This window comes from Burkholderia mayonis (assembly GCF_001523745.2).
Classification (GTDB): Bacteria; Pseudomonadota; Gammaproteobacteria; order Burkholderiales; family Burkholderiaceae; genus Burkholderia; species Burkholderia mayonis.
Genome location: NZ_CP013386.1, coordinates 1,049,628 through 1,071,282, shown reverse-complemented (window position 1 = coordinate 1,071,282; position 21,655 = coordinate 1,049,628). Strand labels below are relative to the sequence as shown.

Genomic DNA, 21,655 nt, shown 5'->3' with positions numbered 1-21,655 from the left:
ACAGGCGACGCGCCGCGAAAGATGCGGATACAGGGAGCGATGATATCGGCAAATGCGCTTGCGCCGAAACAGGGGCGACCGCGCATCGGTCGAACGGACGACGGCCCGGCCGCGGTCGAACGCCGCAGCCGGGCCGTCGCGGCGGCCGCGACGCCGCTTATGCGGCCTTGCCGACGAGGCCGCGCGCGCCGCCCAGCGCGAACGCGCCGGCGCCGAGCAACGCCTGGACGACGAGCGTGACCGCCCAGAACGCCGGATATTCCCAGCCGCCGTGCGGCGCGGCAAAGCTCCAGCCGTTCGGGACGTGCGTCATCGTCGCGCCGAGCATGAACGGCAGCAGCACGAGCGACGCGAGCCGCACCTGCACGCCCGTCAGGAGGGCGAGGCCGCCGACGATCTCGACGACCGTCGTCACGTACGCGAGCCAGCCCGGCAGGCCGATCGACGCGAAGAACTGCGCGGTGCCAGGCAGCGTGAACACAAACACCTTCTGCGCGACGTGCGCGAGGTACAGCACGCCGAGCGCGACGCGCAGCAACGCAGCGCCGATGTCGTTCAAACGGTTCGAATCCATGTTGGGTTCCCTTTTTGTCGAAGTTTGGATGGAACGAACTTTATTCGAACCGTTTTCGCGGAAAAACAGCTGATCCAACTTAAATTATTTCTCAAAAAGAATTAATTGACGATAAAACGGGGCGATTCGGATGGGGCGACCGAGGCCGTCGTGCCTTGTGCCTTGTGCCGTCCGTTGCCCATCGCTCGCAGAACGCCAAGCACCGAGCGCGCGCGCGGCCCCGCCGTCGGCCGACAAAAGCAAGGGAATGCGTTCGAAGCCCCGAAACGAGTGAACAGGTGTGGCATCGAGCCGGCCGGATCCTTTCGCGTCCTTCCTCGGCGCCGGCCGGCCAGCCGGCGCCGAGCCAGCGTGACCCAATCACCCAACCGCCGCCCACCCACGACATCCCGTGCAAGCGCTCGACGTACGCAGGCCAGCCCCGAACTTCGCGCGACGACGACGCCCGTCAGGCGAATGCCGCAAACACGCGGTCGAGATCGAGATGCTCGGCGAGCGTATCGGCGAGCCGTTCGAGCGACGCCTCGCGCAGCGCCGGATAGTCGACCGGCTCCGCGCCGCCGAGCCCCGCCCATTCGAGGAGCGCCGCGCAGGCATCAGGCGTGTCGAAGAGGCCGTGCAGATAGGTCGCGAGCATCTGCCCGTCCGCCGACACCGCGCCGTCCGGCCGCTCGCCGCCCGGCCCCGAAAGCCGCAGCGCGGGCGACGCGAGCGCCGGCCCGCGCGTCTGCCCCATGTGGATCTCGTAGCCCGATACGCGCGCGCCGCCCGCGAACGCGAGCCGCCCGGTCACGTTGACGAGCGTCTTCTCCGGCATCAGCGTCGTCGCGTAGTCGAACAGATCGAGGCCCGCGCTCGTCGCGCCCGCCGCGCCTTCGACGCCATGCGGATCGTCGAGCGCGCGGCCGAGCATCTGCATGCCGCCGCAGACGCCGATCACTTTGCCGCCGTAGCGCAGATGGCGCTTGATCAGCGCGTCCCAGCCCGCGCCGCGCAGCCACGCGAGATCGGCGAGCACGTTCTTCGAGCCGGGTAGGATCAGCAAATCGGCGTCGGGCACAGGCCCGCTCTTCCAGTATGTGAAATCGACGCGCGGATGGACGCGCAGCGCGTCGAAATCGGTGTGGTTGCTGATCCGCGGCAGCGCGGGCACGACGACCCGCAGCACGCCCGCGTCGCGCCGCGAAGCCGACGTGCGCGCGCTCGCGGGCAGCATGTCCTCCGCGTCGAGCGTGAGCCCGTGCAGATACGGCAGCACGCCGAGCACGGGCTTGCCCGTCTGCTGCTCGAGCCAGCGCAGCCCCGGCTCGAGCAGCGCCGGATCGCCGCGAAAGCGGTTGATCACGAAGCCGCGAATGCGCGCGCGCTCGTTGTCCGACAGGCACGCGAGCGTGCCGACGAGATGCGCGAACACGCCGCCGCGATCGATGTCCGCGACGAGCACGACCGGGCAGTCGACCGCTTCCGCGAACCCCATGTTCGCGATGTCGCCTTCGCGCAGGTTGATCTCGGCCGGACTGCCCGCGCCCTCGACGATCACCGCGTCGTACGCGCCGCGCAGCCGGCCGTACGATTCGAGCACCGCCCGCATCGCGGTCGGCTTGTAGTCGTGATAGGCGCGCGCGTTCAGGTTCGCGCGCGTCTTGCCATGGATGATCACCTGCGCGCCGCGGTCGCCCGTCGGCTTCAGCAGCACGGGATTCAGATCGGTGTGCGCGTCGATGCCGGCCGCGAGCGCCTGCAGCGCCTGCGCGCGGCCGATCTCGCCGCCGTCCGCCGTCACCGCGCTGTTGAGCGCCATGTTCTGCGGCTTGAAAGGCGCGACGCGCACGCCCGCGCGGCGCGCGAGCCGGCACAGGCCCGCGACGAGCGTGCTCTTGCCCGCGTCGGACGTCGTGCCCTGGATCATCAGCGTGCCGCGCGGACGCGCGGCGTTGGCGTTGGCGTTGGCGTTGGCGTTGGCGTTGGCGTTGGCGTTGGCGTTGGCGTTGGCGTTGGCGTTGGCGTTGGCGTTGGCGTTGGCGTTGGCGTTGGCGTTGGCGTTGGCGTTGGCGTTGGCGTTGGCGTTGGCAGTCATTGTGGATTCGAAATGCGCGACGCGCGGCGCGCGACAAAGACAAATGGTGAAGGCCGCATTATCGCGCGGCCCGTTACAATCATGCGATGACTCCGCGCGACCTCACCTTCGTTCTCGGCGGCGCGCGCTCGGGCAAGAGCGCGCACGCCGAACGGCTCGCCGCCGCCGGCGGCCGGCCCGTCACCTACATCGCCACTGCCCGCGTCGCCGACGACGAATTCGCCGAGCGCATCGCGCACCATCGCGCGCGCCGGCCCGCCGACTGGGCGCTCGTCGAAGCGCCCGTCGAGCTCGCGCACGCGATCGCGCAGCTCGACGATCCGAACGCGTGCATGCTCATCGACTGCCTGACGCTCTGGCTCACGAACCTGCTCTGCCCAGCCGGCGGCCAAGGCGTCGACGATGCGCTGTGCGACGCGCGCGTCGCCGAGCTCGAGGCGGCGCTGCGCGCGACGCGCGCGCAGGTGATCGTCGTCAGCAACGAGATCGGCTTCGGCGTCGTGCCGCTTGGCGCGGATACGCGCCGCTTCGTCGATACGCTCGGCCGCGTCAACCAGCGCATCGCGGCGCTCGCGACGCGTGTCACGCTGTGCGTGGCCGGGCTGCCCGTCACGGTGAAGCACGAAGGCGATCCGCGATGCTGATGCCGTCCCTGCCCGCCGTCGCCTTCCTCGCGGTCGCCGGCTGCGTCGTCGACAAGCTCGTCGGCGAGCCACGCGCCGCGCATCCGCTCGTCGGCTTCGGCCGGCTCGCCGCGCACGTCGAACGCCTCTTCAACACCGGCCGACGCGGGCGGCTCGCCGGCCTCGCCGCATGGCTCGCCGTCGTCGCGCCGCCCGTCGCGCTCGCCGCGTGGCTCGTCGCGACGCTGCCGTGGCCGCTCGCCGCCGCGCTGCACGTCGCGCTGCTATGGTTCGCACTCGGCGCGAGAAGCCTCGCCGAACACATCGCGCCGATCGCCGCCGCACTGCTGCGGCGCGATCTCGCGGCCGCGCGCGCGTTGACGTCGCGCATCGTGTCGCGCGATACGAGCGACGCCGACGAGGCGGCGCTCGCGCGCGCGGCGGTCGAATCGGCGCTCGAGAACGGCAACGACGCGATCTTCGGCGCGCTCTTCTGGTTCGCGATCGCGGGCGGCCCGGGCGCGCTGCTGTTCCGGCTCGCGAACACGCTCGACGCAATGTGGGGCTATCGGACGCCGCGCTTCGCTCGCTTCGGCTGGGCGGCCGCGCGCATCGACGACGCACTCAACTGGGCGCCCGCACGCCTCACCGCGGCGAGCTACGCGCTCCTTGGCGACACCGCGAACGCGTGGCGCTGCTGGCACACGCAGGCGCGCCACTGGGACAGCCCGAACGCAGGCCCCGTGATGGCCGCGGGCGCGGGCAGCCTGAACGTCGTGATCGGCGGCCCCGCCATCTATCACGGCGCGATCGAGGCGCGCCCGGTGCTCGGCGCGGGCGAGCCCGCGGCGCCCGCGCACGTCGCGGCGGCGCTGTCGCTCGTCGCACGCACGATGATTCTCTGGCTCGCGCTGCTGATCGCGGGCGCGGCACTGTCGATCGCGACGCATCATGGCTGACGCGCCGATCACGCACGGCGGCAATCTGCACGAAGCCGCGCGCCGCTACGGCATCCCGCGCGACGCATGGCTCGACCTGTCGACGGGCATCAATCCGCAAGGCTATCCGGTGCCGCCCGTGCCCGCCGACGCATGGCGCCGGCTGCCCGAGGACGACGGCGTGCTCGCCGAGCACGCGGCGCGCTACTACGGCGCGCCGAGCGCCGCGCACGTGCTGCCCGTCGCGGGCAGCCAGGCGGCGATCCGCGCGCTGCCCGCGCTGTTCGAGCGCGGCACGGTCGGCGTCGCGCCGCTCGCGTACAGCGAGTACGCGCCCGCGTTCGCGCGCCACGGCCATGCGATTGCGTCGCTCGACTACGGCAGCGACGCGCTGCCCGCATCGCTCACGTACGCGATCGTCGCGAATCCGAACAATCCGACCGCCGAGCGCGTCGACCGTGCGCGACTGCTGCGATGGCACGCGCAGCTCGCCGCGCGCGGCGGCGCACTCGTCGTCGACGAGGCGTTCGCGGACGCCGACGCCGACGCGCCCGCGAGCACGTCGCTCGCCGCCGAAACGAACCGCGACGGCCTCGTCGTGCTGCGCTCGGTCGGCAAGTTCTTCGGGCTCGCGGGCGTGCGCGCGGGCTTCGCGCTCGCCGCGCCCGCGCTGCTGAAGCGGCTGCGCGACACGCTCGGCGCGTGGACCGTCAGCGGCCCCGCGCGTCATGCGGTGCTCGCCGCGTTCGCCGACGAAGCGTGGCAGCAAGCGACGCGTGAGCGGCTCGCGCACGACGGCGCGCGCGTGGCCGCGTTGCTGCGCGCGAACGGCTTCGTCACGCACGCGACGCCGCTCTTCGGCTGGACCGCCGATCCGCGCGCGCACGCGCTGCACGAAGCGCTCGCCGCACGCGGCATCTGGACCCGCTACTTCACACACGCGCCGAGCGTGCGGATCGGGCTGCCCGCTCACGAAGAAGAATGGCGACGGCTCGAACATGCGCTCGCCGAGTGCGTACCGACGCTTTCCGCTTGACGAGCGACATGACGAGACCGCCGGGATCGATGAAATTGACAAGATCGACAACATCGACCAGACCGAGGCCGATGCGCGCGGCCCTCTTTCGGCTTGCCGCTGCCTGCGCCTGCGTGTTTCCGTTCGCCGCCGCGCACGCGAGCATCGTCGTCACCGACGACGCGGGCCACACGATCACGCTCGCCGCGCCGGCACAGCGTGTCGTGAGCCTCGCGCCGCACGTGACCGAGCTGATCTATGCGGCGGGCGGCGGCGCGAGGCTCGTCGGCGCGGTGTCGTACAGCGATTACCCGCCCGCCGCGAAGGCGATTCCGCGCGTCGGCTCGAACCAGGCGCTCGACCTCGAACGGATCGCGGCGCTCAAGCCCGACCTGATCGTCGTCTGGCGCCACGGCAACGCCGAGCGCGAGACCGAGCGGCTGCGCGCGCTCGGCATCCCGCTCTACTTCAGCGAGCCGCGGCATCTCGACGACGTCGCGACGTCGCTCGACAAGCTGGGCATGCTGTTCGGCACGCGCGACATCGCGTCGGCGGCGGCCGACGCGTACCGGCAGCGGATCGCGCAGCTTCGCGCGCGCTACGCGGACAAGCCGCCCGTCACCGTGTTCTTCCAGGCATGGGACAAGCCGCTCATCACGCTGAACGGCGATCACATCATCAGCGACGTGATCGCGCTGTGCGGCGGGCGCAATGTGTTTGCGCAATTGCAGCCGATCGCGCCGTCCGTCACTGACGAGGCGGTGCTCGCCGCCAATCCGGAAGCGATCGTGACGACGGCCGCCGGCGCAACCGCGACGCGCGATGCACTGCCCGACTTCGCGCGCTGGCGCGCATGGCCGAAGATGACGGCGGTCGCGCGCGGCAATCTCTTCGCGATCGACGGCGATCTGCTGACGCGGCCCGCGCCGCGCATCGCGCAAGGGGCCGAAGCGCTGTGCCGGGATCTCGACGTCGCGCGGTCTCGGCGGCCGAAGCCGTGACGCGGCGTCTTGCCTCCATCGCATCGACAATGCCGCGAAATGCGTGGGCGCATGGCTCGTCGCTGACGGGAGCGTCCGGGGTCTGTCCGCGCACGCCGGCGTTCGATCGACTTCGGCCAGGAACCGATCGGACGCCCGCGCGCCGCAGCGTGCCATGCACATCGCTCGATCCCGCCTGAAGGCGATTCGGTACTTCGCCGTAACGCCTCGATTCGAACAGGCCTGGATTCGAAGCATCCACGCTTCGTGCGCACACGGCATCTCGCGATCTTCGTCGTTCGAACGCGCGTCATCCAGCGACGCGCGCCAGCGCGCCTTCACGCGAGCGTCGCCTCGAACGCGCCGAATCGGCGTCGAATCAACCGTCCCAATGCACGAGCCGCCAGCCGCCCGCATCCCCGCCGCGCCGCAGCCACACGATGCCACCCATCGCGATCGGCCGCGCGAGCATCGTTTCGAGCGATGCGTCGAGCGCGTGCGACGCCAGCGCGCGCATCACGCCCGCATGCGTGACGACCCAGCCAGCCAGCCCCGAAGCAGCGAGCGCCGCAAGCGCCGGCCGCACGCGCGCGGCGAACTGCGCGACGCTCTCCCCGCCGTGCTCGCGCGCATGCATCAGATCGGCGCTCCATCGATCGAGCGCGTCACGGCCGATCGCGTCCCAGCGCTTCAACTCCCACGCGCCGAAATCGATCTCGCGCAGCCGCGCGTCGCATTCGAGCGGCACGCCGGCCTCTCGCGCGAGCACTCGCGCGACGTCCGCGCAGCGCGCGAGCGGGCTCGACCACACGCGCGACGCGCGCGCGGCGCCCGCGATGCCGAGCGCGCTCAAGCGCCGCAGGATGCCGGCCGCGCCCATCGCCGCGTCGGCCGCGAGCGGCACGTCGCTGCCGCCGTAGCAGACGCCCGCTTCGACGGCGACGGCCGGATGGCGAATCAGGACGAGATCCATCCGAGCATCACCAGATAGATCGCGAGCTCGAACACCTGCTGCGCGAAGCCGAGACAATCGCCGGTGTAGCCGCCGATGCGCGTGTCGAGATAACGCGCGATGCACGCGCGCAGCGCGAGCGTCACCGCAAGCGCGAGCGCGCCCGCGCGCCAGTCCGGCCAGAACAGCCACGGCAGGCCGAACGCCGCCGCGAACATCAACGCGCTCGCGCTCATCCGACGGGCGACCGGCTGCGCCTTGCCTTCGGCGCGCGCGTAGTCGAGCGTGACGAGCAGGCTCGCGGCGAGCGTGCGGCTCGCCGCATGTGCGGCGATCATCGTCCAGGCGGCCCGCATCGGCGGCATCGCGGCGAGCGTCTGCCACTTCAGCGCAAGCGCGACGACGAGCGCCGCCGCGCCGAACGTGCCGATCCGCGAATCGCGCATGATCCGCAGCACGTCGTCGCGCGTGTAGCCGCCGCCGAATGCGTCGCAACTGTCGGCGAGGCCGTCCTCGTGCAGCGCGCCCGTCGCGACGAGCGTCGCCGCGATCGACAGCAGCGCCGCGACGCCCGTCGGCCACACGCGCGACGCGGCGAGATGCACGGCCGCCGCGAGCGCGCCGACGCACACGCCGACGAGCGGAAAATAACGCGCCGCGTGCGCGAGATCGACGGCGGTGCCGCTGATCGCGCGCGGCACCGGCACGCGCGTGAAGTACCCGAGCGCGACGACGAAGTAGCGCAGTTCGGCGAGCGGATTCATCGCGCGTCACGCATCCCGGTTCGCGACGCCCGCCGACTCGAAGCTCGCCATTTCGTTGACGAACGCGGCCGCCGCACGCACGAGCGGCAGCGCGAGCGCGGCGCCCGTGCCTTCGCCGAGACGCAGGTCGAGCGCGAGGAGCGGCTCGCCGCCGAAATGATCGAGCATGCGCCGATGCCCCGCTTCGTTCGACACATGCGAGAACACGCAGTAGTCGCGTACCGCAGGCGCAAGCGCATCGGCGACGAGGAGCGCCGACGTCACGATGAAGCCGTCGACGAGAATCGTCATCCGCGCGCGCGCCGCTTCGATGAACGCGCCCGCCATCATTGCGATCTCGAAGCCGCCGAACGTCGCGAGCACGTCGAGCGGCTCGAGCGCGTCGGCGTGGCGCGCGAGCGCGCGTTCGAGCACCGCGCGCTTGTGCGCGAGCCCCGCGTCGTCGAGGCCCGTGCCGCGCCCGACGCATGCGTCGAGCGGCACGTTCAGCAGGCGGCTCATCACGCACGCGGCGGCCGACGTGTTCGCGATCCCCATCTCGCCGAAGCCGATCACGTTGGTGCCGAGCGCCGCGTGATGCCGCACGCGTGCGGCGCCCGCGGCGAGCGCGGCGAGCGCTTCGTCGCGCGACATCGCGCGCTCGTGCGCGAAGTTGCGCGTGCCGCGCGCGATCGCCACGCCGACGAGCAGCGGCGACTCGGGCAACGGCGACGCGACGCCCGCATCGACGATCTCGAGCGTCAGGCCCGCGACGCCCGAAAACGCGTTGATCGCCGCGCCGCCCGCGATGAAGTTCGCGACCATCTGCGCGGTCACCGCCTGCGGATACGGGCTCACGCCTTCGGCGGCGATCCCGTGGTCGCCCGCGAACACGATCATCGCGGGACGCACGATGCTCGGCGCGGTCGTGCGCTGAATCAGGCCGAGCTGCAGCGCGAGCGCTTCGAGACGGCCGAGACTGCCCGGCGGCTTCGTCTTGTGATCGATGATGCGTGCGAGCGTCGCGCGCAGTTCGGCGTCATCGAGCGGGTCGACGTGCGGCAGGGAGAAGGTGGAGGTCATCGGTTCGTCTCGTGAATGGAAAAGGTCGCGTGATACGCGTCGATCAGGTGATGCGGTTGCGGCCGCCGCGCGCGTCGCGCCACGCAGGCACGAGCGCCTCGTGGCCGTCGCGCTCGATCAGCACGAGCGGATAGCCGAACGCGCGGCTCGCGAGTTCGGGCGTCAGCACGTCGCGCACCGGGCCCGCGTGCACGGCGCCGTTGCCGTCGAGCAGCAGTGCGTGCGTCGCGAAGCGGCGCGCGAGATTCAGGTCGTGGCACGAGAAGATCGCCGTGCGCTCGCCCGCGCGCAGCCAGTCGGCAAGCGCGACGAGACAGTCGATCTGATGATGCAGGTCCAGGTGCGCGAGCGGCTCGTCGAGCAGCAGCAGCGGCGCGTCCTGGCACAGCGCGGCAGCAAGCGCGACGCGCTGCCGCTCGCCGCCCGACAGCGACAGCACATCGCGCGCGGCGAACGATTCGAGTCCGAGCCGCTCGAGCGCCGCGCGCGCGGCGGCGCGATCGTCGGGACGCTCCCAGCCCCAGCCGGTCAGATGCGGGAAGCGGCCGAGCAGCACGGTATCGAACACGCTCGCGCTGAACGCATCGTGCAGCGTCTGCGCCATCAGCGCGCACCGCCGCGCGAGCGCTTCGGGCCGCCAATCGGCGAGCGGCACGCCGTCTGCCTCGACGTGTCCGGCCGCGGGCTTCGCGAGCCCCGCGAGCGTCGTGATCAGCGTCGTCTTGCCCGCGCCGTTCGGCCCGGCGATGCACCACAGCTCGTCCGGATAGAACGTGTGCGTGAAATCGTCGAGCAGCGTACGCGCGCCCGCCTTCAGCACGAGACGCCACGTGCCGTAGCGGGCGGAGCGCGACGTCGGCGCGCCGTGCGTCGTCATCGCGAAGTCCTCCGCAGCAGCATCCACAGGAAGAGCGGCACGCCGATCAGCACGGTCATCACGCCGACCGGCAACTGCGCGGGCGCGATCGCCGTGCGCGCAAGCAAGTCCGCGGCCATCACGCCCGCGCCGCCCGCGAGCATCGTCGCGGGCAATAGCATCCGCTGATCGTTGCCGAACGCGAGCCGCAACGCATGCGGCACGACGAGGCCGACGAAGCCGATCGTGCCCGCCGTCGTGACGGCCGCGGCCGCCGCGAGCGACGCGATCAGATAGATGCGCAGCCGCAGCCGCGCGACTGGCACGCCGAGCGCGGCCGCCGCCGCGTCGCCGCGCAGCAGCACGTTCAATTGCGGCGCGACCGGCAATGCGGCGAGCGCGGCGACGACGAGCGCCGCCAGCGCGAACCACGGCGACGCCGCGCCGCTCAAGTCGCCCGACAGCCAGAACAGAATGCCGCGCAGCCGCTCCTCGGGCGCGATCGACAGCATCAGCGTGATGAGCGCGAACCACCCTGCCGATATCACGACGCCCGTGAGCAGCAGCCGCGGCGACGCGTCGCGCGGCTCGCCGCGCCACAGCTCGCGGCGCGCGAGCCCGAGCACGAACGCGATTGACACGAGCGCACCGGCGAACGATGCCGCATCGACGAGCCACCATGCGCCGCCCGCGATCATCGCGACGAGCGCGAACGCGGCCGCGCCGCCCGACACGCCGAGCACGTACGGCTCGGCGAGCGGATTGCGCAGCAGCACCTGCAGCAGCGCGCCCGCAAGCGCGAGCAGCGCGCCGCAGCCGAAGCCGGCGAGCGCGCGCGGCAGCCTCAGCGTGCGGACGATGTCGGCCGCGAGCGGATCGGCGCTCGCGCAATGAACGAGCGCGGCGAGCGCATCGAGCGGCGTCATCGGCACGCTGCCGAGCGTGAGCGACGCGACGAACGCCGCGCACGCGCCGAGCGCGAGCGCGACCCAGATCGCGGCTGCGCGCGCCGCGTGCATGCCGGCGCCGCGCGCGTCGGCCCTCATGCTGCCACTCGCGCGCGAAGGCACGAACGCCGCGACCGGCCGTCAGCGCTGCTGCCAGCCGAGCGTGACGTAGGCGCCGCGGCGCGGCGTGTTGTACGCATATGCAAGCTCGTAGTCCTTGTCGAACAGGTTGTCGATGCGCGCGCTCACGTACCACGACTTCGTGATGTCGTAGCGCGCTGACAGATTGACGATCCCGTATCCGCCGAGGCGGTTGCCGTAATCGTCGCGCGGTCCGCTCACGAACCATTCGCCGCCGACGCGCCAGCCGCCGAACGAGCGATTCGCCGAGACCGACGCGAAGCGCCGCGCGCGCCGGGTCAGATCCTCGCCGGCGGTTTCGTCGATCGGGTTCTGCAGCGTCGCCGCGACCCGCACGGCCGTCTTGCCGACATGCCCCTGCCAAGAACCCTCGACGCCCTGCACTTTCGCGCGGCCGACGTTCTGCGCGACATAGTAGGGCCCGCTCGCGGCGGGACGATAGTCGATCAGGTTCGTGTAGCGCGTCTGAAACGCAGTAACGCGCACGACGCCCACCGCATCCGACGCATACTGCACGGCCGCCTCGATCGAATGGCTGCGCTCGGGCCGGATCGACGGATTGCCTGCGTTCGGATAGTACAGATCGTTGAAGCTCGGCGCGCGAAACGCGCTCGAATAGCTCGCGGACACCTTCCAACGCTCGGTGACGTCGAGCCCGTAGCCGAGATAGTAGCTGTTCGCGCCGCCGAAATCGGAGTAGTGGTCGCGGCGCACGTTCGCCTGGAACTGGCTGTCGCCGATGCGTCCGGTGTAGCCGAGCCAGCCGGAATTCACGTGGCGCTCGGGTGCGGCGAACACGTTCGATTCGAACGACTGGTCGAGCCGCTCGTAGCCCGCCTGGATCTTGTGGCCGCGCGCAATCGTGAAATCGTTCTGCCACGAGTACTGGCGGTTGTCGGTGTCGAAGTGGTCGGTGTACGCGCCGTTCAGCGCCGACTGGCTGCGGTCCTTGCCGCTCGACACGTTCACGCGCGTCGTCCACCAGCCGGTGAGCTGGCCGTTCGCGAACGCGGACATCTGCTGGACCCGGCTGTACAGATCGTTCAGATCGGTCGGCGCGCCAAATGCGTCGTCGAAGCTGTTCTTGCCGTTCGCCTGGAAGTACGTGACGCCCGCATCCCACTTGTCGCTGAACGCGTGCCTGAGCGAAGCGGACGCGCTCTCGTTCAGATAGCCGTTCGCGTTCGGATTCGCTTGCGGCTTGAGCGCGGGATCGAGCGACGAGAATCCGTCGGTCTTGAAGCGCGCGAGCGACACGCTGAACGTCGTCTTTCCGTCCTGGTCGAGCCGGCCCGACACGCCTGCGCTCTGCGTCTGCGTGTGATAGCTGCCGTAGCTCGCCGAGAAATCGAAGCGCGGCGGATGATTGCCGCCGCGCTTCGTGAACACCTGCACGACGCCGCCGATGGCGCCGGACCCATACAGCGACGACACATTGCCGTTCACCACTTCGACGCGCTCGATCTGGTCGAGCGGAAGCTGACTGATCTGCGCCTGCCCGAGACTCGCCGAATCGACACGCACGCCGTCGATAAGCACGAGCGATTGCGTCGGCTGTGCGCCGCGCAGAAAGAGGCTTGCGCTTGCGCCCGGCCCGCCGTTGCGCACGATCTGTGCGCCGGGCGCGAGCGCGAGCAGGCCGGGCAGATCGGTCGCGCCGCTGTCGGCGATGTCCTGCGCATCGAAGAGCGTCGTTTGCGGGATCGCGTCGGCGAGCGTCTGCGGCCCGCGCTGCGCGGTGACGACGATCGGCGCGAGCTGCGCGGCCAAAGCAGATGCCGAAGAAGCAGAAGACGCGGAAGCTGCGGACGGCGCAGGCAAGACTGAAGAAGCGGGCGAAAACGATGACGATGACGAAACGGACGCGTCGCCTTGCGCAAGCGCGACGCACGGCAACCCGGACAGAGCGGCGAGCGCTGCGCGGGCGAGAGGGGTTCGCATGAAGGCATCCTGTTGAGCCACTGCGGCGCCCGCTTCCCCGCAGGCCCCGGCATCACGGAGACGGGCGCGCCCGTCTCCCCGCCTTGGCCGGTATCCGGGCTGACGACGTCACCGCCTCGCCTTCCCGCGCGCGAAGCGCAGTGGCACAGGGTCGGCGGCCGGCCGAAGAGGCCGGGCCGACGCATCGAGAGTGCGGCTTGCATCGGAACCGATGCGATCGCTTACCGTTGCGGGGGCAGCGCAGGTTGGCTCGGTCCTGGCGGACGTCGCGCCCTGCTTCCCGTTTAACCGCGCGCGAAGCGCGCGAGCACCGAGGCGGCGCCAGTTTAGGAGCGCGCGCGCGGCAGCGTCAAGGAAACGCGACGACGCAGCGCAAGAAACCTCGCCGCGCATGCCGATAAACAGATCGGCATCAACGAACGACGAAGACGATTTCGCGGCGAGAAGCGGGGGTGTTACGTCTAGAAACGTTACAGATATCGGAATGTCGTTTATTCCGCGCTAAAATGCTCGGTCTTTAGAGGACGCAGCAGATGCTCAACGAACTCGAAACCCTATCTCAAAACATCGGCCGCCTGATCGCGCTGAATCAACGCCATCAAGCGGAACGGCTCGCGCTCGAGGAGCAGGTCGCGCAATTGCGCACGGAGGCGGAAACGCTGCGCGCGGAACTCGAGCAACTACGCGACGAGCGCAACGCGCTCGCGGCGGAACGCGACACGCTGTCGGCGAAGATCGACGACGCGCAGGTGAAGCTCAACGCGATCCTCGAAAAATTGCCGCGCACGAAAAGCGTGCCGGATGCGGAAAACCAGCTCGACCTGCTCGCGCCGCAGGCGAGCGATGAAGGCGAAGGCACGACCGGCCACGGAGAACATGCATGAGCGCCAAGCAGATCGAAGTATCGATTCTCGGCCAGGCGTATCGTCTCGCCTGCTCGCCCGAAACCGAAGCGGCGCTCCTCGAAGCGGTCGCGCGCGTCGACGCGGAAATGTCGAAGATCCGAGCGAACAGCTCGGTGCGCGGCACCGATCGCATCGCCGTGATGGCGGCGCTGTCGCTCGCGTCGGAATTGCTGAGGCTGCAACAGAGCGTGCGTCACGGAGAAGCGTTCCCTGCGGAAGAAATCCGGCGTACAATGCGCCAAATGAATGAACAGCTCGGTGCAGTGCTCGCACAGCACGAGGTGCAGTAAGCAAGTTTCACCAGGTTCGGCCAATGCTTGATCTATCGTGGTCAAGCTGCTGAATTCAAAGGTGATTCGAACAGTTAAGTCAGCTTCCCTGCCTGGTTCGCCAAGGTCATATATTCCTTGAACCAATGCCATGTGCACGGTTGCGGAAATTTGTAGCACGGGCGCGCGCGTCACTCTGTCTGATGTACCCGAAGTGCTGCTAACTGCGACCAATTCTGAACCTCAGGTTCAGGATGCCGGCCTAGCGGCTAAGGCGGGGGCCTATTCAACGGCATCGGGCAAGTCCCGATGCCGCTTTCTTTTGTGCAGCCTTTTCATTGCGTCGAGTCGTTCCGATCCATGCGCTACTGGCTGATGAAATCCGAACCGGACGAGGCGAGCATCGACGACCTCGCCGCCGCCTCCGGCCAGACCCTGCCATGGACCGGCGTGCGCAACTATCAGGCGCGCAACTTCATGCGCGACACGATGCAGATCGGCGACGGCGTGCTGTTCTACCATTCGAGCTGTCCCGAGCCCGGCATCGCTGGGCTCGCGGAGGTGTGCTCGACGCCCTACCCCGATCCGACGCAGTTCGATCAGCAAAGTCCGTACCACGATCCGAAGTCGACGCAGGAAACGCCGCGCTGGGTGCTCGTCGACGTGCGCTTCGTCAAGAAGGCGCCGCTCATTCCGCTCGCCGCATTGCGCGAGCACGACGCGCTCGCCGACATGCGCGTGCTCGCGAAAGGCAACCGCCTGTCGATCACGCCCGTCACGCCGGACGAATGGCGCTTCATCACGAAGCGCCTGATGAAGTGACGCGGCGGCCGCGTCAAACATTGCCAGACACGGCGCGCGAAGCCGCGCCGGCCGGAACCTCGGCCCGCTTTCGACGGCCTAACGGGCGCTCAACGGATGCAGTGCCGCGTCCGCCGGGCGTTTCGAACGAAGCGCGGCGTCCGTCCGCGCCCTGCACGCCGCATGTTGCGTGCGCGCTTACGCTCAAGGAGTCAACAATGACGAAAAAATCCGCTCTAGCCATTGCCGTCACGCTCGCGGCGGCGCTGCCGATCGCACTGGCGCTCGCGCCGTCCGCCGCACGCGCGCAAAGCATGGGCCAGATGCAGCCGCCCGCGGGCGTGCTGTCGCTGTCCGCGCAGGCAAGCACCGACGTCCCGCAGGACGTCGTCGACATCACGCTGTTCTACGAACAGCAGGCAAAAGACCCGGGCACGCTGACCGCCGAGCTGAACAAGCGCGCGGACGCGGCGCTCGCGCAGGCGCGCGGCGTCACGGGCGTCACGGCTCGCACGGGCGAATTCTCGGTGTCGCCGAGCGTCGACCGCGACGGCAAAATCTCCGCATGGCGCGGCCGCACCGAGGTCGTGCTCGAATCGCACGACTTCGCGGCCGCATCGAAGCTCGCCGGCCAGTTGAACCCGATGATGCAGGTGGGCAACGTCGCGTTCTCGCTGTCGCCCGAAGCGCAGCGCGCGGCCGAGCAGAAGCTCACGACGGAAGCGATCAAGGCGTTCCGAGCACGCGCCGAGGAAGCGACGCGCGCGTTCGGCTACAACAGCTATTCGATCCGCGACGTGAACGTCGGCAGCGGCCGCAACGTGCAGCCGTATCCGCGGATGTTCGCGATGGCCGCGCCCGCGATGGACAGCGCGAAGGTCAGCGCGCCGATCGCCGTCGAGGGCGGCAAGACGACCGTGACCGTCAACGTGAACGGCTCGGTGCAGATGAAATGACGGCGGCGCGGCTTCGCTCCGCATGCGGTCGAAAAAACGCCGGCTCGTCGCCGGCGTTTTTTTGCGTATCGCACATGTCGCGGTTTGCGGCGCCATGTCGCAGGCCGCGCGCGGTGCCTTGCGCTTGCGATCATGTGCCGCACATTGCGTACATGTGCGATCGCGCACCACGTGTGCCTGCGTCATGCGTCGCAATCGGCATACGCACAACCCGCCTGCCCACGCGCGCCCGGCGATCGCGCAACCACGGCCGCCGGACGCGGCGCTCAGGCCGGCTTGGCTGCGCCGCCGCGCCGATACGCCCAGATCATCATCAGCACGCCCGCGATGATCATCGGCAGCGACAGCCACTGCCCCATCGACAGACCGAACGTCAGCAGGCCGAGAAAATCGTCCGGCTCGCGTGCGAATTCGACCGTGAAGCGCGCGAGACCGTAGCCGATCAGGAAGAGCGCCGAGATCGCGCCCATCGGCCGCGGCTTGCGCGAGAAGAACCACAGCACGAAGAAGAGCGCGATGCCTTCGAGCGCGATTTCGTAAAGCTGCGACGGATGGCGCGGCAGCATCTGGTGCGACAGGAACACCTCGTTCAGATTCCACTTCGCCGCGAGATCCTGGTGCGCGGCGAGCCACGCGGCATCGTCGCGCGACGCGCCCGGGAACAGCATCGCCCACGGCGCGTCGGGACTCGTCACGCGGCCCCACAGCTCGCCGTTGATGAAGTTGCCGAGACGCCCGGCCGCGAGCCCCGTCGGCACCATCGGCGCGACGAAGTCCGTCACTTCGAGCCAGTGCCGCTTGCGATGCCACGCGAACAGCACCATCGCCAACGTGACGCCGAGGAAGCCGCCGTGGAACGACATCCCGCCTTCCCACACCCTGAAGATGTCGAGCGGATGCGTGAAGTAATACGCGGCCTTGTAGAACAGAACGTAGCCGAGCCGGCCGCCGAGCACGACGCCGAGCACGCCGTAAAACATCATGTCGTCGATGTCCTTCGCGGTCCAGCCCTGCGCGGCGACGTGCGGCAGCCTGAGACGCAGCCGGCCGACGACGATCGCGAGGATGAAGCCGATGAGATACATGAGCCCGTACCAGCGCACGGCGAGCGGGCCGAGGTGAATCGCGACGGGATCGAAATTCGGATGAATGATCATGAGTTAGCGTTGAAGGTTCTGAATCGATGCGGCTCGCACGGCGACGACAACGAAGACGCGCATGCCGCGACCGCGGTTCGACGGGCGCGCCGCGCGAACGTTCACGGCCGCGTCGCGCCCGAGCCGGAGCCCGGCCGGTCGACCGCGTCGGGCGGCGTGCCGAGCGGCGAAGCACCCCGCGCGTCGCCGCGCACGACGTCGATGAAGCCCGCGAGCACGGGGCTCACGTCGTCCGTGCGCCACACGAGGCCTGTCTCGACGACGGGCGCCGCGCCGGCGAGCGCGCGGTAGACGACACCCGTGCGCCGCAGGTTACGCAGCGATTGCGGCACAAGTGCGACGCCCATGCCCGCGGACACGAGGCTGACGATCGTCTGCATCTGGATCGCCTCCTGGCCGATGCGCGGTGCGACGCCCGCCGCGCCGTAGCAGCCCGTAATGATGTCATAAAAGCCGGGCGCCAAACGACGCGGGAAGACGACGAGCGGCAGCGACGCGATATCGGCGATCCGCACGGGCGTGTCGTCCGCCGCCTCGGCGGCGTCGGCCGGCATCGCGACGACGAGCGGCTCGCGCAGCACGGACAGATACGACAGCGACGCCGCGTGCCGCGGCGGCACGGGCGGAATCACGAGCCCGGCGTCGATGCGGCCCGCGACGAGCTCCTCGAGCTGCACGTCGCTTGTCGCCTCGGTCAGTTGCAGCCGCACGTGCGGATAGCGCGCGCCGAACTCGCGCAGCAACTGCGGCAAGAGCCCGTAGTCAGCCGTCGACACGAACGCGAGCGCGAGCGATCCCGCCTCGCCGCGCGCGAGGCTCTGCGCAAGCGGCGGCAGCGCGTCGGCAGCGGCGATCAGCCGCCGCACGTCGGGCAGCAGCGCCGCGCCCACGGCCGTCAACTCGACCGAGCGCTTCGTGCGCGCGAACAGCGCGACGCCGAGCGCGTCCTCGAGCGCGCGGATCGCCTGCGACAGCGGCGGCTGCGTCATCGACAGGCGCTCGGCGGCGCGGCCGAAGTGCCGCTCGTCGGCGACGGCCACGAAATAGCGCCATTGACGTAGATCTGGGGTCAAATCACGCTCCTCACTCGCTTCGACACGCGGATTAATATGTATTACGACCTAATGGATGATGAATAATATATTGGACATTCTCTAAGAGAAACTGCATTCTTGCCCACCTGAGCCGGACTGCGCCGATGCAGCGCGCCGCGCCGCCCCACAGTCAACCAGTCGATAGATGGAGTCCCCCATGTCGTACAACCGCCGCTCGAAGAACATCACGCAAGGCGTGGCCCGTTCGCCGAACCGCTCGATGTATTACGCGCTCGGCTATCAAAAGGACGATTTCGACAAGCCGATGATCGGCATCGCGAATGGCCACTCGACGATCACGCCGTGCAACGCGGGCCTGCAGCGCCTGTCGGACGCCGCGGTCGCGGCCGTGAAGGCGGCCGACGCGAACCCGCAGATCTTCGGCACGCCGACGATCTCGGACGGCATGTCGATGGGCACCGAAGGGATGAAATATTCGCTCGTGTCGCGCGAAGTGATCGCCGACTGCATCGAGACCTGCGTGCAAGGCCAGTGGATGGACGGCGTCGTCGTCGTGGGCGGCTGCGACAAGAACATGCCGGGCGGCATGATCGCGCTCGCGCGGATCAACGTGCCGGGCATCTACGTGTACGGCGGCACGATCCGCCCGGGCCGCTGGAAAGGCCGCGACCTGACGATCGTGTCGTCGTTCGAGGCGGTCGGCGAGTTCACCGCGGGGCGCATGTCGCAGGAAGATTTCGAAGGGGTCGAAAAGAACGCGTGCCCGACGACGGGCTCGTGCGGCGGGATGTACACCGCAAACACGATGAGCTCGTCGTTCGAGGCGCTCGGCATGTCGCTGCTGTATTCGTCGACGATGGCGAATCCCGATCAGGAAAAGGTCGACTCGGCCGCCGAATCGGCGCGTGTGCTCGTCGAAGCGGTGAAGAAGGACCTGAAGCCGCGCGACATCATCACGAAGAAGTCGATCGAGAACGCGGTGTCGGTGATCATGGCGACGGGCGGCTCGACGAACGCGGTGCTGCACTATCTCGCGATCGCGCACGCGGCCGAGATCGACTGGTCGATCGAAGACTTCGAACGCATCCGCAAGCGAGTGCCGGTGATCTGCGACCTGAAGCCGTCGGGCCAGTATGTCGCGACGGATCTGCACGCGGCGGGCGGCATTCCGCAAGTAATGAAGATCCTGCTCGACGCAGGCCTGCTGCACGGCGATTGCGTGACGATCACGGGCCGCACGATGGCCGAAGAGCTGAAGGACGTGCCGAGCGTGCCGCGCGCCGACCAGAAGGTGATTTACCCGATCGCCGACGCGCTGTACAAGGAAGGCCACCTCGCGATCCTCAAGGGCAATCTCGCCGAAGACGGCGCGGTCGCGAAGATCACCGGCCTGAAGAATCCGGTCATCACCGGCCCGGCCCGCGTGTTCGACGACGAGCAGAGCGCGCTGCAGGCGATCCTCGACGACAAGATCAGCGCGGGCGACGTCGTCGTGCTGCGCTACCTCGGCCCGCAGGGCGGCCCGGGGATGCCGGAAATGCTCGCGCCGACGTCGGCGATCATCGGCAAGGGCCTCGGCGAATCGGTCGGCCTCATCACCGACGGCCGCTTCTCGGGCGGCACGTGGGGGATGGTGGTCGGCCACGTCGCGCCGGAAGCGTTCGTCGGCGGCACGATCGCGCTCGTTCAGGAAGGCGACTCGATCACGATCGACGCGCACAAGCTGCTGCTGCAATTGAACGTCGACGACGCCGAGCTGGCGCGCCGCCGCGCCGCGTGGAAGCAGCCGGCGTCACGTTACACGCGCGGCGTGCTCGCGAAGTATGCGGCGCTCGCCCGCCCGGCGAACAAGGGCGCGGTGACGGGCTGACGCGCGTACGCGCGCCGGACCGGGGTCCGGCGCGCGATGCACCTCGCATCGCGAAGCCATGGCGACGCGACGGCAACGCGACAAAAAGCAACAAGACGACAAAGGGGGCGCGACGTACTCGCGCCCCCTTTCCTCTTATAATGCGCGCACCGCCAAGCCGGACGCTGCTCCGGCGGAGACCAGCATGAACAGAACGACCTTGTGCCTGATGGCAATCGTGTTCGTTGCTGCGGCCGCACATGCGGATGCGCAGCAGGCCGATGGGCTCACGCTCGCGCAACGCAAGAACTGCATGGCATGCCATGCAATCGACAAGACTTTGATGGGACCGTCGTTCCACGCGATCGCCGACAAATATGCGGCGCGCGGCGACGCCGCCGGCTATCTCGCGCAGACGATCGTCAAGGGCAGCGTCGGCGTGTGGGGCAACGTGCCGATGCCCGCGAACACGCAACTGACGAGCGCCGAAGCCGGCACGCTCGCGCATTGGGTACTGACGCTCAAGTAAGCCGCATGGAAAGACGAGACGCCGACGACGGCGTCTCGCGCATGATTGCGCGCAGGTGGCGCACGCAACGCGCCACCTGCGCGCCGCGTCTCACGCCCCCGTGCGGCGCAGCGCGGCTGACGAGCCGCCCCGGCCCTCCGTCATGCAGCGGCGTTGCCGTTGTTACCGTGCTCGTTGCGACGGGCGAGCGCCGCGCCGACTTCCTCCGTTACCCAGCCCGCCACCTCGGTTTCCAGCGCAAGCGCGACCTCGCGCGCGATCTGGCCGACGAGCCAGCCCGCATGGTCGTGCAGCGCGTCGCGGCATCGCGCCTCGATGAGGCCGCGCCCCTCGCCCGTCAGATAGTTGGTCATCCGGCTCTTCAGCCGCTCGGCGATCTGCCGCGCCTCGAGGTCCGCGCCAAGCGACGGCGCGGCGTGCGCCGCATCGGGTGCCGACGACGGTAGTGCAGCGGGCGGCGCAAGATCCGCCGCAGGATGCGCGGCGGGCAATTCGTCCCCGTACGTCGCGGGCGCCGCATACGCTGTCGGCAGCTCGGCCGCGAGCGCATCGGGCGTCGGCACGAACGGCGGCTCGACGTGCGTCGGCGCGCGCAACGCGTCGACGAGCCTCGGCGACGCGTTGCGCGCCGCGGGCTCGGCCGCGCGCGCCTCGTCGACGGTACCCGCCGCACCCGCCGCCGCGCCCGCCTGCGCGCGCCCGGCGACGGGCTGCCGCGCGAGCGCCGGATTGCCGGGCACGAGCACGTCGGTCAGCACGGGAATCGACGATTCGTTGGCTTCGACCACGGTTGTCCTCCGTCCGCTCGGGCTAGCCGCCCTGCTTGTGGTTGTTGAGCGCGTAGCCGCGGTCGCGGTAGAACCGGTACCGCTCGCGTCCGGCCGCGAGCTCGTCGGGCGCGTTGCCGACCACTTCGAGCAGCCGCTCGAAGCGCGCGAACTGCGCCGGCACGTCCGCGCCTAGGTTCAGCAGGATTCCATGATGCGGCGCGCGCTCGAGATCCGCGGTCAACACGATCGGCGTATTCGCCGCGTGTGCGTTGTCGATCGCGCAATGCGGAATGAAATCGAGCGGCGAGAACGTCCACAGACGCTCGTCGAGCGCGCGCAGCCGCGCGGGCTCCGCGCACACGACAACGGGCTGCCCCGCCTGATACGCCTTGCGCAGCAGCCGGCACGCGTACGCGAGCGAATCGCCGACGTTCGTATGGAAGTCGATGCGCGTCATCGCTCGCCGCGCCCCGCCATGCCGGTCGTCGAACCCC

General features: G+C 69.5%; 22 protein-coding genes, 1 other RNA gene and 1 riboswitch. Of the genes, 11 read left to right on the top strand and 12 right to left on the bottom strand.

The window, feature by feature from the left end:
* Nucleotides 1–157: 157 nt before the first annotated feature.
* Complete coding sequence (locus WS70_RS05360; RefSeq protein WP_059469205.1) at nt 158–574, bottom strand: DoxX family protein; 417 nt, start codon at nt 572–574, stop codon at nt 158–160.
* A 448-nt stretch (nt 575–1,022) separates the two neighbouring features.
* Complete coding sequence (locus WS70_RS05355; RefSeq protein ID WP_108033900.1) at nt 1,023–2,651, bottom strand: cobyric acid synthase; 1,629 nt, start codon at nt 2,649–2,651, stop codon at nt 1,023–1,025.
* An 86-nt stretch (nt 2,652–2,737) separates the two neighbouring features.
* Between WS70_RS05355 and cobU the strand changes: the two genes are divergently transcribed.
* From cobU to WS70_RS05335, 4 genes are all read left to right on the top strand, one after another.
* Nucleotides 2,738–3,295: a bifunctional adenosylcobinamide kinase/adenosylcobinamide-phosphate guanylyltransferase gene (gene cobU, locus WS70_RS05350; protein ID WP_059469207.1), complete on the top strand. Its 558-nt coding sequence runs from the start codon at nt 2,738–2,740 to the stop codon at nt 3,293–3,295.
* Nucleotides 3,289–4,233, top strand: coding sequence for an adenosylcobinamide-phosphate synthase CbiB (cbiB, locus tag WS70_RS05345; protein WP_059596430.1), 945 nt, complete (start codon nt 3,289–3,291; stop codon nt 4,231–4,233). The genes cobU and cbiB overlap by 7 nt, the downstream gene beginning before the upstream one ends.
* Nucleotides 4,226–5,248, top strand: a complete 1,023-nt coding sequence (gene cobD, locus WS70_RS05340) for a threonine-phosphate decarboxylase CobD (protein ID WP_059596431.1) — start codon at nt 4,226–4,228, stop codon at nt 5,246–5,248. Before cbiB ends, cobD begins: the two co-directional genes overlap by 8 nt.
* A 71-nt stretch (nt 5,249–5,319) precedes the next feature.
* Complete coding sequence (locus WS70_RS05335) at nt 5,320–6,228, top strand: cobalamin-binding protein (protein ID WP_059469210.1); 909 nt, start codon at nt 5,320–5,322, stop codon at nt 6,226–6,228.
* 358 nt (nt 6,229–6,586) lie between these two features.
* Here WS70_RS05335 and cobC read toward each other — a convergent pair whose 3' ends face one another.
* The 6 genes from cobC to WS70_RS05305 form a co-directional block, all read right to left on the bottom strand.
* Nucleotides 6,587–7,180: an alpha-ribazole phosphatase gene (gene cobC / locus WS70_RS05330; protein WP_059469211.1), complete on the bottom strand. Its 594-nt coding sequence runs from the start codon at nt 7,178–7,180 to the stop codon at nt 6,587–6,589.
* A complete protein-coding gene (locus WS70_RS05325) occupies nt 7,165–7,923 on the bottom strand; it encodes an adenosylcobinamide-GDP ribazoletransferase (RefSeq protein WP_059596432.1) in 759 nt (252 codons plus the stop codon). The genes cobC and WS70_RS05325 overlap by 16 nt, the downstream gene beginning before the upstream one ends.
* A 6-nt stretch (nt 7,924–7,929) precedes the next feature.
* The gene (gene cobT / locus WS70_RS05320; protein ID WP_059596433.1) at nt 7,930–8,985 is read right to left on the bottom strand and encodes a nicotinate-nucleotide--dimethylbenzimidazole phosphoribosyltransferase; all 1,056 of its coding nucleotides are present in this window, start codon (nt 8,983–8,985) and stop codon (nt 7,930–7,932) included.
* A gap of 43 nt (nt 8,986–9,028) precedes the next feature.
* Entirely contained in the window at nt 9,029–9,862 is an 834-nt protein-coding gene (locus WS70_RS05315) for an ABC transporter ATP-binding protein (protein WP_059596434.1), read from the bottom strand.
* Complete coding sequence (locus WS70_RS05310) at nt 9,859–10,860, bottom strand: FecCD family ABC transporter permease (RefSeq protein WP_059469293.1); 1,002 nt, start codon at nt 10,858–10,860, stop codon at nt 9,859–9,861. Before WS70_RS05310 ends, WS70_RS05315 begins: the two co-directional genes overlap by 4 nt.
* Nucleotides 10,861–10,929: 69 nt before the next feature.
* Nucleotides 10,930–12,870, bottom strand: a complete 1,941-nt coding sequence (locus WS70_RS05305) for a TonB-dependent receptor domain-containing protein (protein ID WP_059596435.1) — start codon at nt 12,868–12,870, stop codon at nt 10,930–10,932.
* Nucleotides 12,871–12,938: 68 nt separating this feature from the next.
* A riboswitch (cobalamin riboswitch) is annotated at nt 12,939–13,200 on the bottom strand.
* Nucleotides 13,201–13,403: 203 nt separating this feature from the next.
* Between WS70_RS05305 and WS70_RS05300 the strand changes: the two genes are divergently transcribed.
* The 5 genes from WS70_RS05300 to WS70_RS05280 all read left to right on the top strand — a co-directional run bounded on the left by WS70_RS05300 (nt 13,404) and on the right by WS70_RS05280 (nt 15,801).
* Nucleotides 13,404–13,754, top strand: coding sequence for a hypothetical protein (locus WS70_RS05300; RefSeq protein WP_059469216.1), 351 nt, complete (start codon nt 13,404–13,406; stop codon nt 13,752–13,754).
* Nucleotides 13,751–14,065 (top strand): cell division protein ZapA, encoded by a 315-nt coding sequence (locus tag WS70_RS05295; RefSeq protein WP_059469217.1) that lies wholly within the window; start codon nt 13,751–13,753, stop codon nt 14,063–14,065. The genes WS70_RS05300 and WS70_RS05295 overlap by 4 nt, the downstream gene beginning before the upstream one ends.
* An 82-nt stretch (nt 14,066–14,147) precedes the next feature.
* A non-coding RNA gene (gene ssrS / locus WS70_RS05290) (6S RNA) lies at nt 14,148–14,329 on the top strand.
* Between the two features lie 75 nt (nt 14,330–14,404).
* The gene (locus WS70_RS05285) at nt 14,405–14,866 is read left to right on the top strand and encodes an EVE domain-containing protein (RefSeq protein WP_059469218.1); all 462 of its coding nucleotides are present in this window, start codon (nt 14,405–14,407) and stop codon (nt 14,864–14,866) included.
* Nucleotides 14,867–15,063: 197 nt separating this feature from the next.
* A complete protein-coding gene (locus tag WS70_RS05280; protein ID WP_059469294.1) occupies nt 15,064–15,801 on the top strand; it encodes an SIMPL domain-containing protein in 738 nt (245 codons plus the stop codon).
* Nucleotides 15,802–16,067: 266 nt separating this feature from the next.
* On the opposite strand, the gene lgt is transcribed toward WS70_RS05280, so the two are convergent.
* Both lgt and WS70_RS05270 read right to left on the bottom strand, forming a co-directional pair.
* A complete protein-coding gene (lgt, locus tag WS70_RS05275; protein WP_059596436.1) occupies nt 16,068–16,958 on the bottom strand; it encodes a prolipoprotein diacylglyceryl transferase in 891 nt (296 codons plus the stop codon).
* 101 nt (nt 16,959–17,059) lie between these two features.
* Complete coding sequence (locus WS70_RS05270; RefSeq protein ID WP_059469220.1) at nt 17,060–18,031, bottom strand: LysR family transcriptional regulator; 972 nt, start codon at nt 18,029–18,031, stop codon at nt 17,060–17,062.
* Nucleotides 18,032–18,209: 178 nt separating this feature from the next.
* Between WS70_RS05270 and ilvD the strand changes: the two genes are divergently transcribed.
* Together ilvD and WS70_RS05260 are read left to right on the top strand one after the other, a co-directional pair.
* Nucleotides 18,210–19,883, top strand: a complete 1,674-nt coding sequence (ilvD, locus tag WS70_RS05265) for a dihydroxy-acid dehydratase (RefSeq protein WP_059596437.1) — start codon at nt 18,210–18,212, stop codon at nt 19,881–19,883.
* A gap of 184 nt (nt 19,884–20,067) precedes the next feature.
* On the top strand, nt 20,068–20,391 hold the full coding sequence (locus tag WS70_RS05260) for a c-type cytochrome (protein WP_059469295.1): 324 nt from the start codon (nt 20,068–20,070) through the stop codon (nt 20,389–20,391).
* Nucleotides 20,392–20,531: 140 nt separating this feature from the next.
* Here the strand turns inward: WS70_RS05260 and WS70_RS05255 are convergent, their stop codons facing one another.
* Together WS70_RS05255 and WS70_RS05250 are read right to left on the bottom strand one after the other, a co-directional pair.
* Nucleotides 20,532–21,179 (bottom strand): DUF2486 family protein, encoded by a 648-nt coding sequence (locus WS70_RS05255; RefSeq protein WP_059596438.1) that lies wholly within the window; start codon nt 21,177–21,179, stop codon nt 20,532–20,534.
* 22 nt (nt 21,180–21,201) lie between these two features.
* On the bottom strand, nt 21,202–21,618 hold the full coding sequence (locus tag WS70_RS05250; protein WP_059469223.1) for a DNA polymerase III subunit chi: 417 nt from the start codon (nt 21,616–21,618) through the stop codon (nt 21,202–21,204).
* Nucleotides 21,619–21,655 lie beyond the last annotated feature (37 nt).

What these genes read in the sequence shown, in the direction of transcription:
- WS70_RS05360 (WP_059469205.1), bottom strand. Translation starts at nt 574, where the DNA reads ATGGATTCGAACCGTTTGAACGACATCGGCGCTGCGTTGCTGCGCGTC.
- WS70_RS05355 (WP_108033900.1), bottom strand. Translation starts at nt 2,651, where the DNA reads ATGACTGCCAACGCCAACGCCAACGCCAACGCCAACGCCAACGCCAAC.
- cobU (WP_059469207.1), top strand. Translation starts at nt 2,738, where the DNA reads ATGACTCCGCGCGACCTCACCTTCGTTCTCGGCGGCGCGCGCTCGGGC.
- cbiB (WP_059596430.1), top strand. Translation starts at nt 3,289, where the DNA reads ATGCTGATGCCGTCCCTGCCCGCCGTCGCCTTCCTCGCGGTCGCCGGC.
- cobD (WP_059596431.1), top strand. Translation starts at nt 4,226, where the DNA reads ATGGCTGACGCGCCGATCACGCACGGCGGCAATCTGCACGAAGCCGCG.
- WS70_RS05335 (WP_059469210.1), top strand. Translation starts at nt 5,320, where the DNA reads ATGCGCGCGGCCCTCTTTCGGCTTGCCGCTGCCTGCGCCTGCGTGTTT.
- cobC (WP_059469211.1), bottom strand. Translation starts at nt 7,180, where the DNA reads ATGGATCTCGTCCTGATTCGCCATCCGGCCGTCGCCGTCGAAGCGGGC.
- WS70_RS05325 (WP_059596432.1), bottom strand. Translation starts at nt 7,923, where the DNA reads ATGAATCCGCTCGCCGAACTGCGCTACTTCGTCGTCGCGCTCGGGTAC.
- cobT (WP_059596433.1), bottom strand. Translation starts at nt 8,985, where the DNA reads ATGACCTCCACCTTCTCCCTGCCGCACGTCGACCCGCTCGATGACGCC.
- WS70_RS05315 (WP_059596434.1), bottom strand. Translation starts at nt 9,862, where the DNA reads ATGACGACGCACGGCGCGCCGACGTCGCGCTCCGCCCGCTACGGCACG.
- WS70_RS05310 (WP_059469293.1), bottom strand. Translation starts at nt 10,860, where the DNA reads ATGCACGCGGCGCGCGCAGCCGCGATCTGGGTCGCGCTCGCGCTCGGC.
- WS70_RS05305 (WP_059596435.1), bottom strand. Translation starts at nt 12,870, where the DNA reads ATGCGAACCCCTCTCGCCCGCGCAGCGCTCGCCGCTCTGTCCGGGTTG.
- WS70_RS05300 (WP_059469216.1), top strand. Translation starts at nt 13,404, where the DNA reads ATGCTCAACGAACTCGAAACCCTATCTCAAAACATCGGCCGCCTGATC.
- WS70_RS05295 (WP_059469217.1), top strand. Translation starts at nt 13,751, where the DNA reads ATGAGCGCCAAGCAGATCGAAGTATCGATTCTCGGCCAGGCGTATCGT.
- WS70_RS05285 (WP_059469218.1), top strand. Translation starts at nt 14,405, where the DNA reads ATGCGCTACTGGCTGATGAAATCCGAACCGGACGAGGCGAGCATCGAC.
- WS70_RS05280 (WP_059469294.1), top strand. Translation starts at nt 15,064, where the DNA reads ATGACGAAAAAATCCGCTCTAGCCATTGCCGTCACGCTCGCGGCGGCG.
- lgt (WP_059596436.1), bottom strand. Translation starts at nt 16,958, where the DNA reads ATGATCATTCATCCGAATTTCGATCCCGTCGCGATTCACCTCGGCCCG.
- ilvD (WP_059596437.1), top strand. Translation starts at nt 18,210, where the DNA reads ATGTCGTACAACCGCCGCTCGAAGAACATCACGCAAGGCGTGGCCCGT.
- WS70_RS05260 (WP_059469295.1), top strand. Translation starts at nt 20,068, where the DNA reads ATGAACAGAACGACCTTGTGCCTGATGGCAATCGTGTTCGTTGCTGCG.
- WS70_RS05250 (WP_059469223.1), bottom strand. Translation starts at nt 21,618, where the DNA reads ATGACGCGCATCGACTTCCATACGAACGTCGGCGATTCGCTCGCGTAC.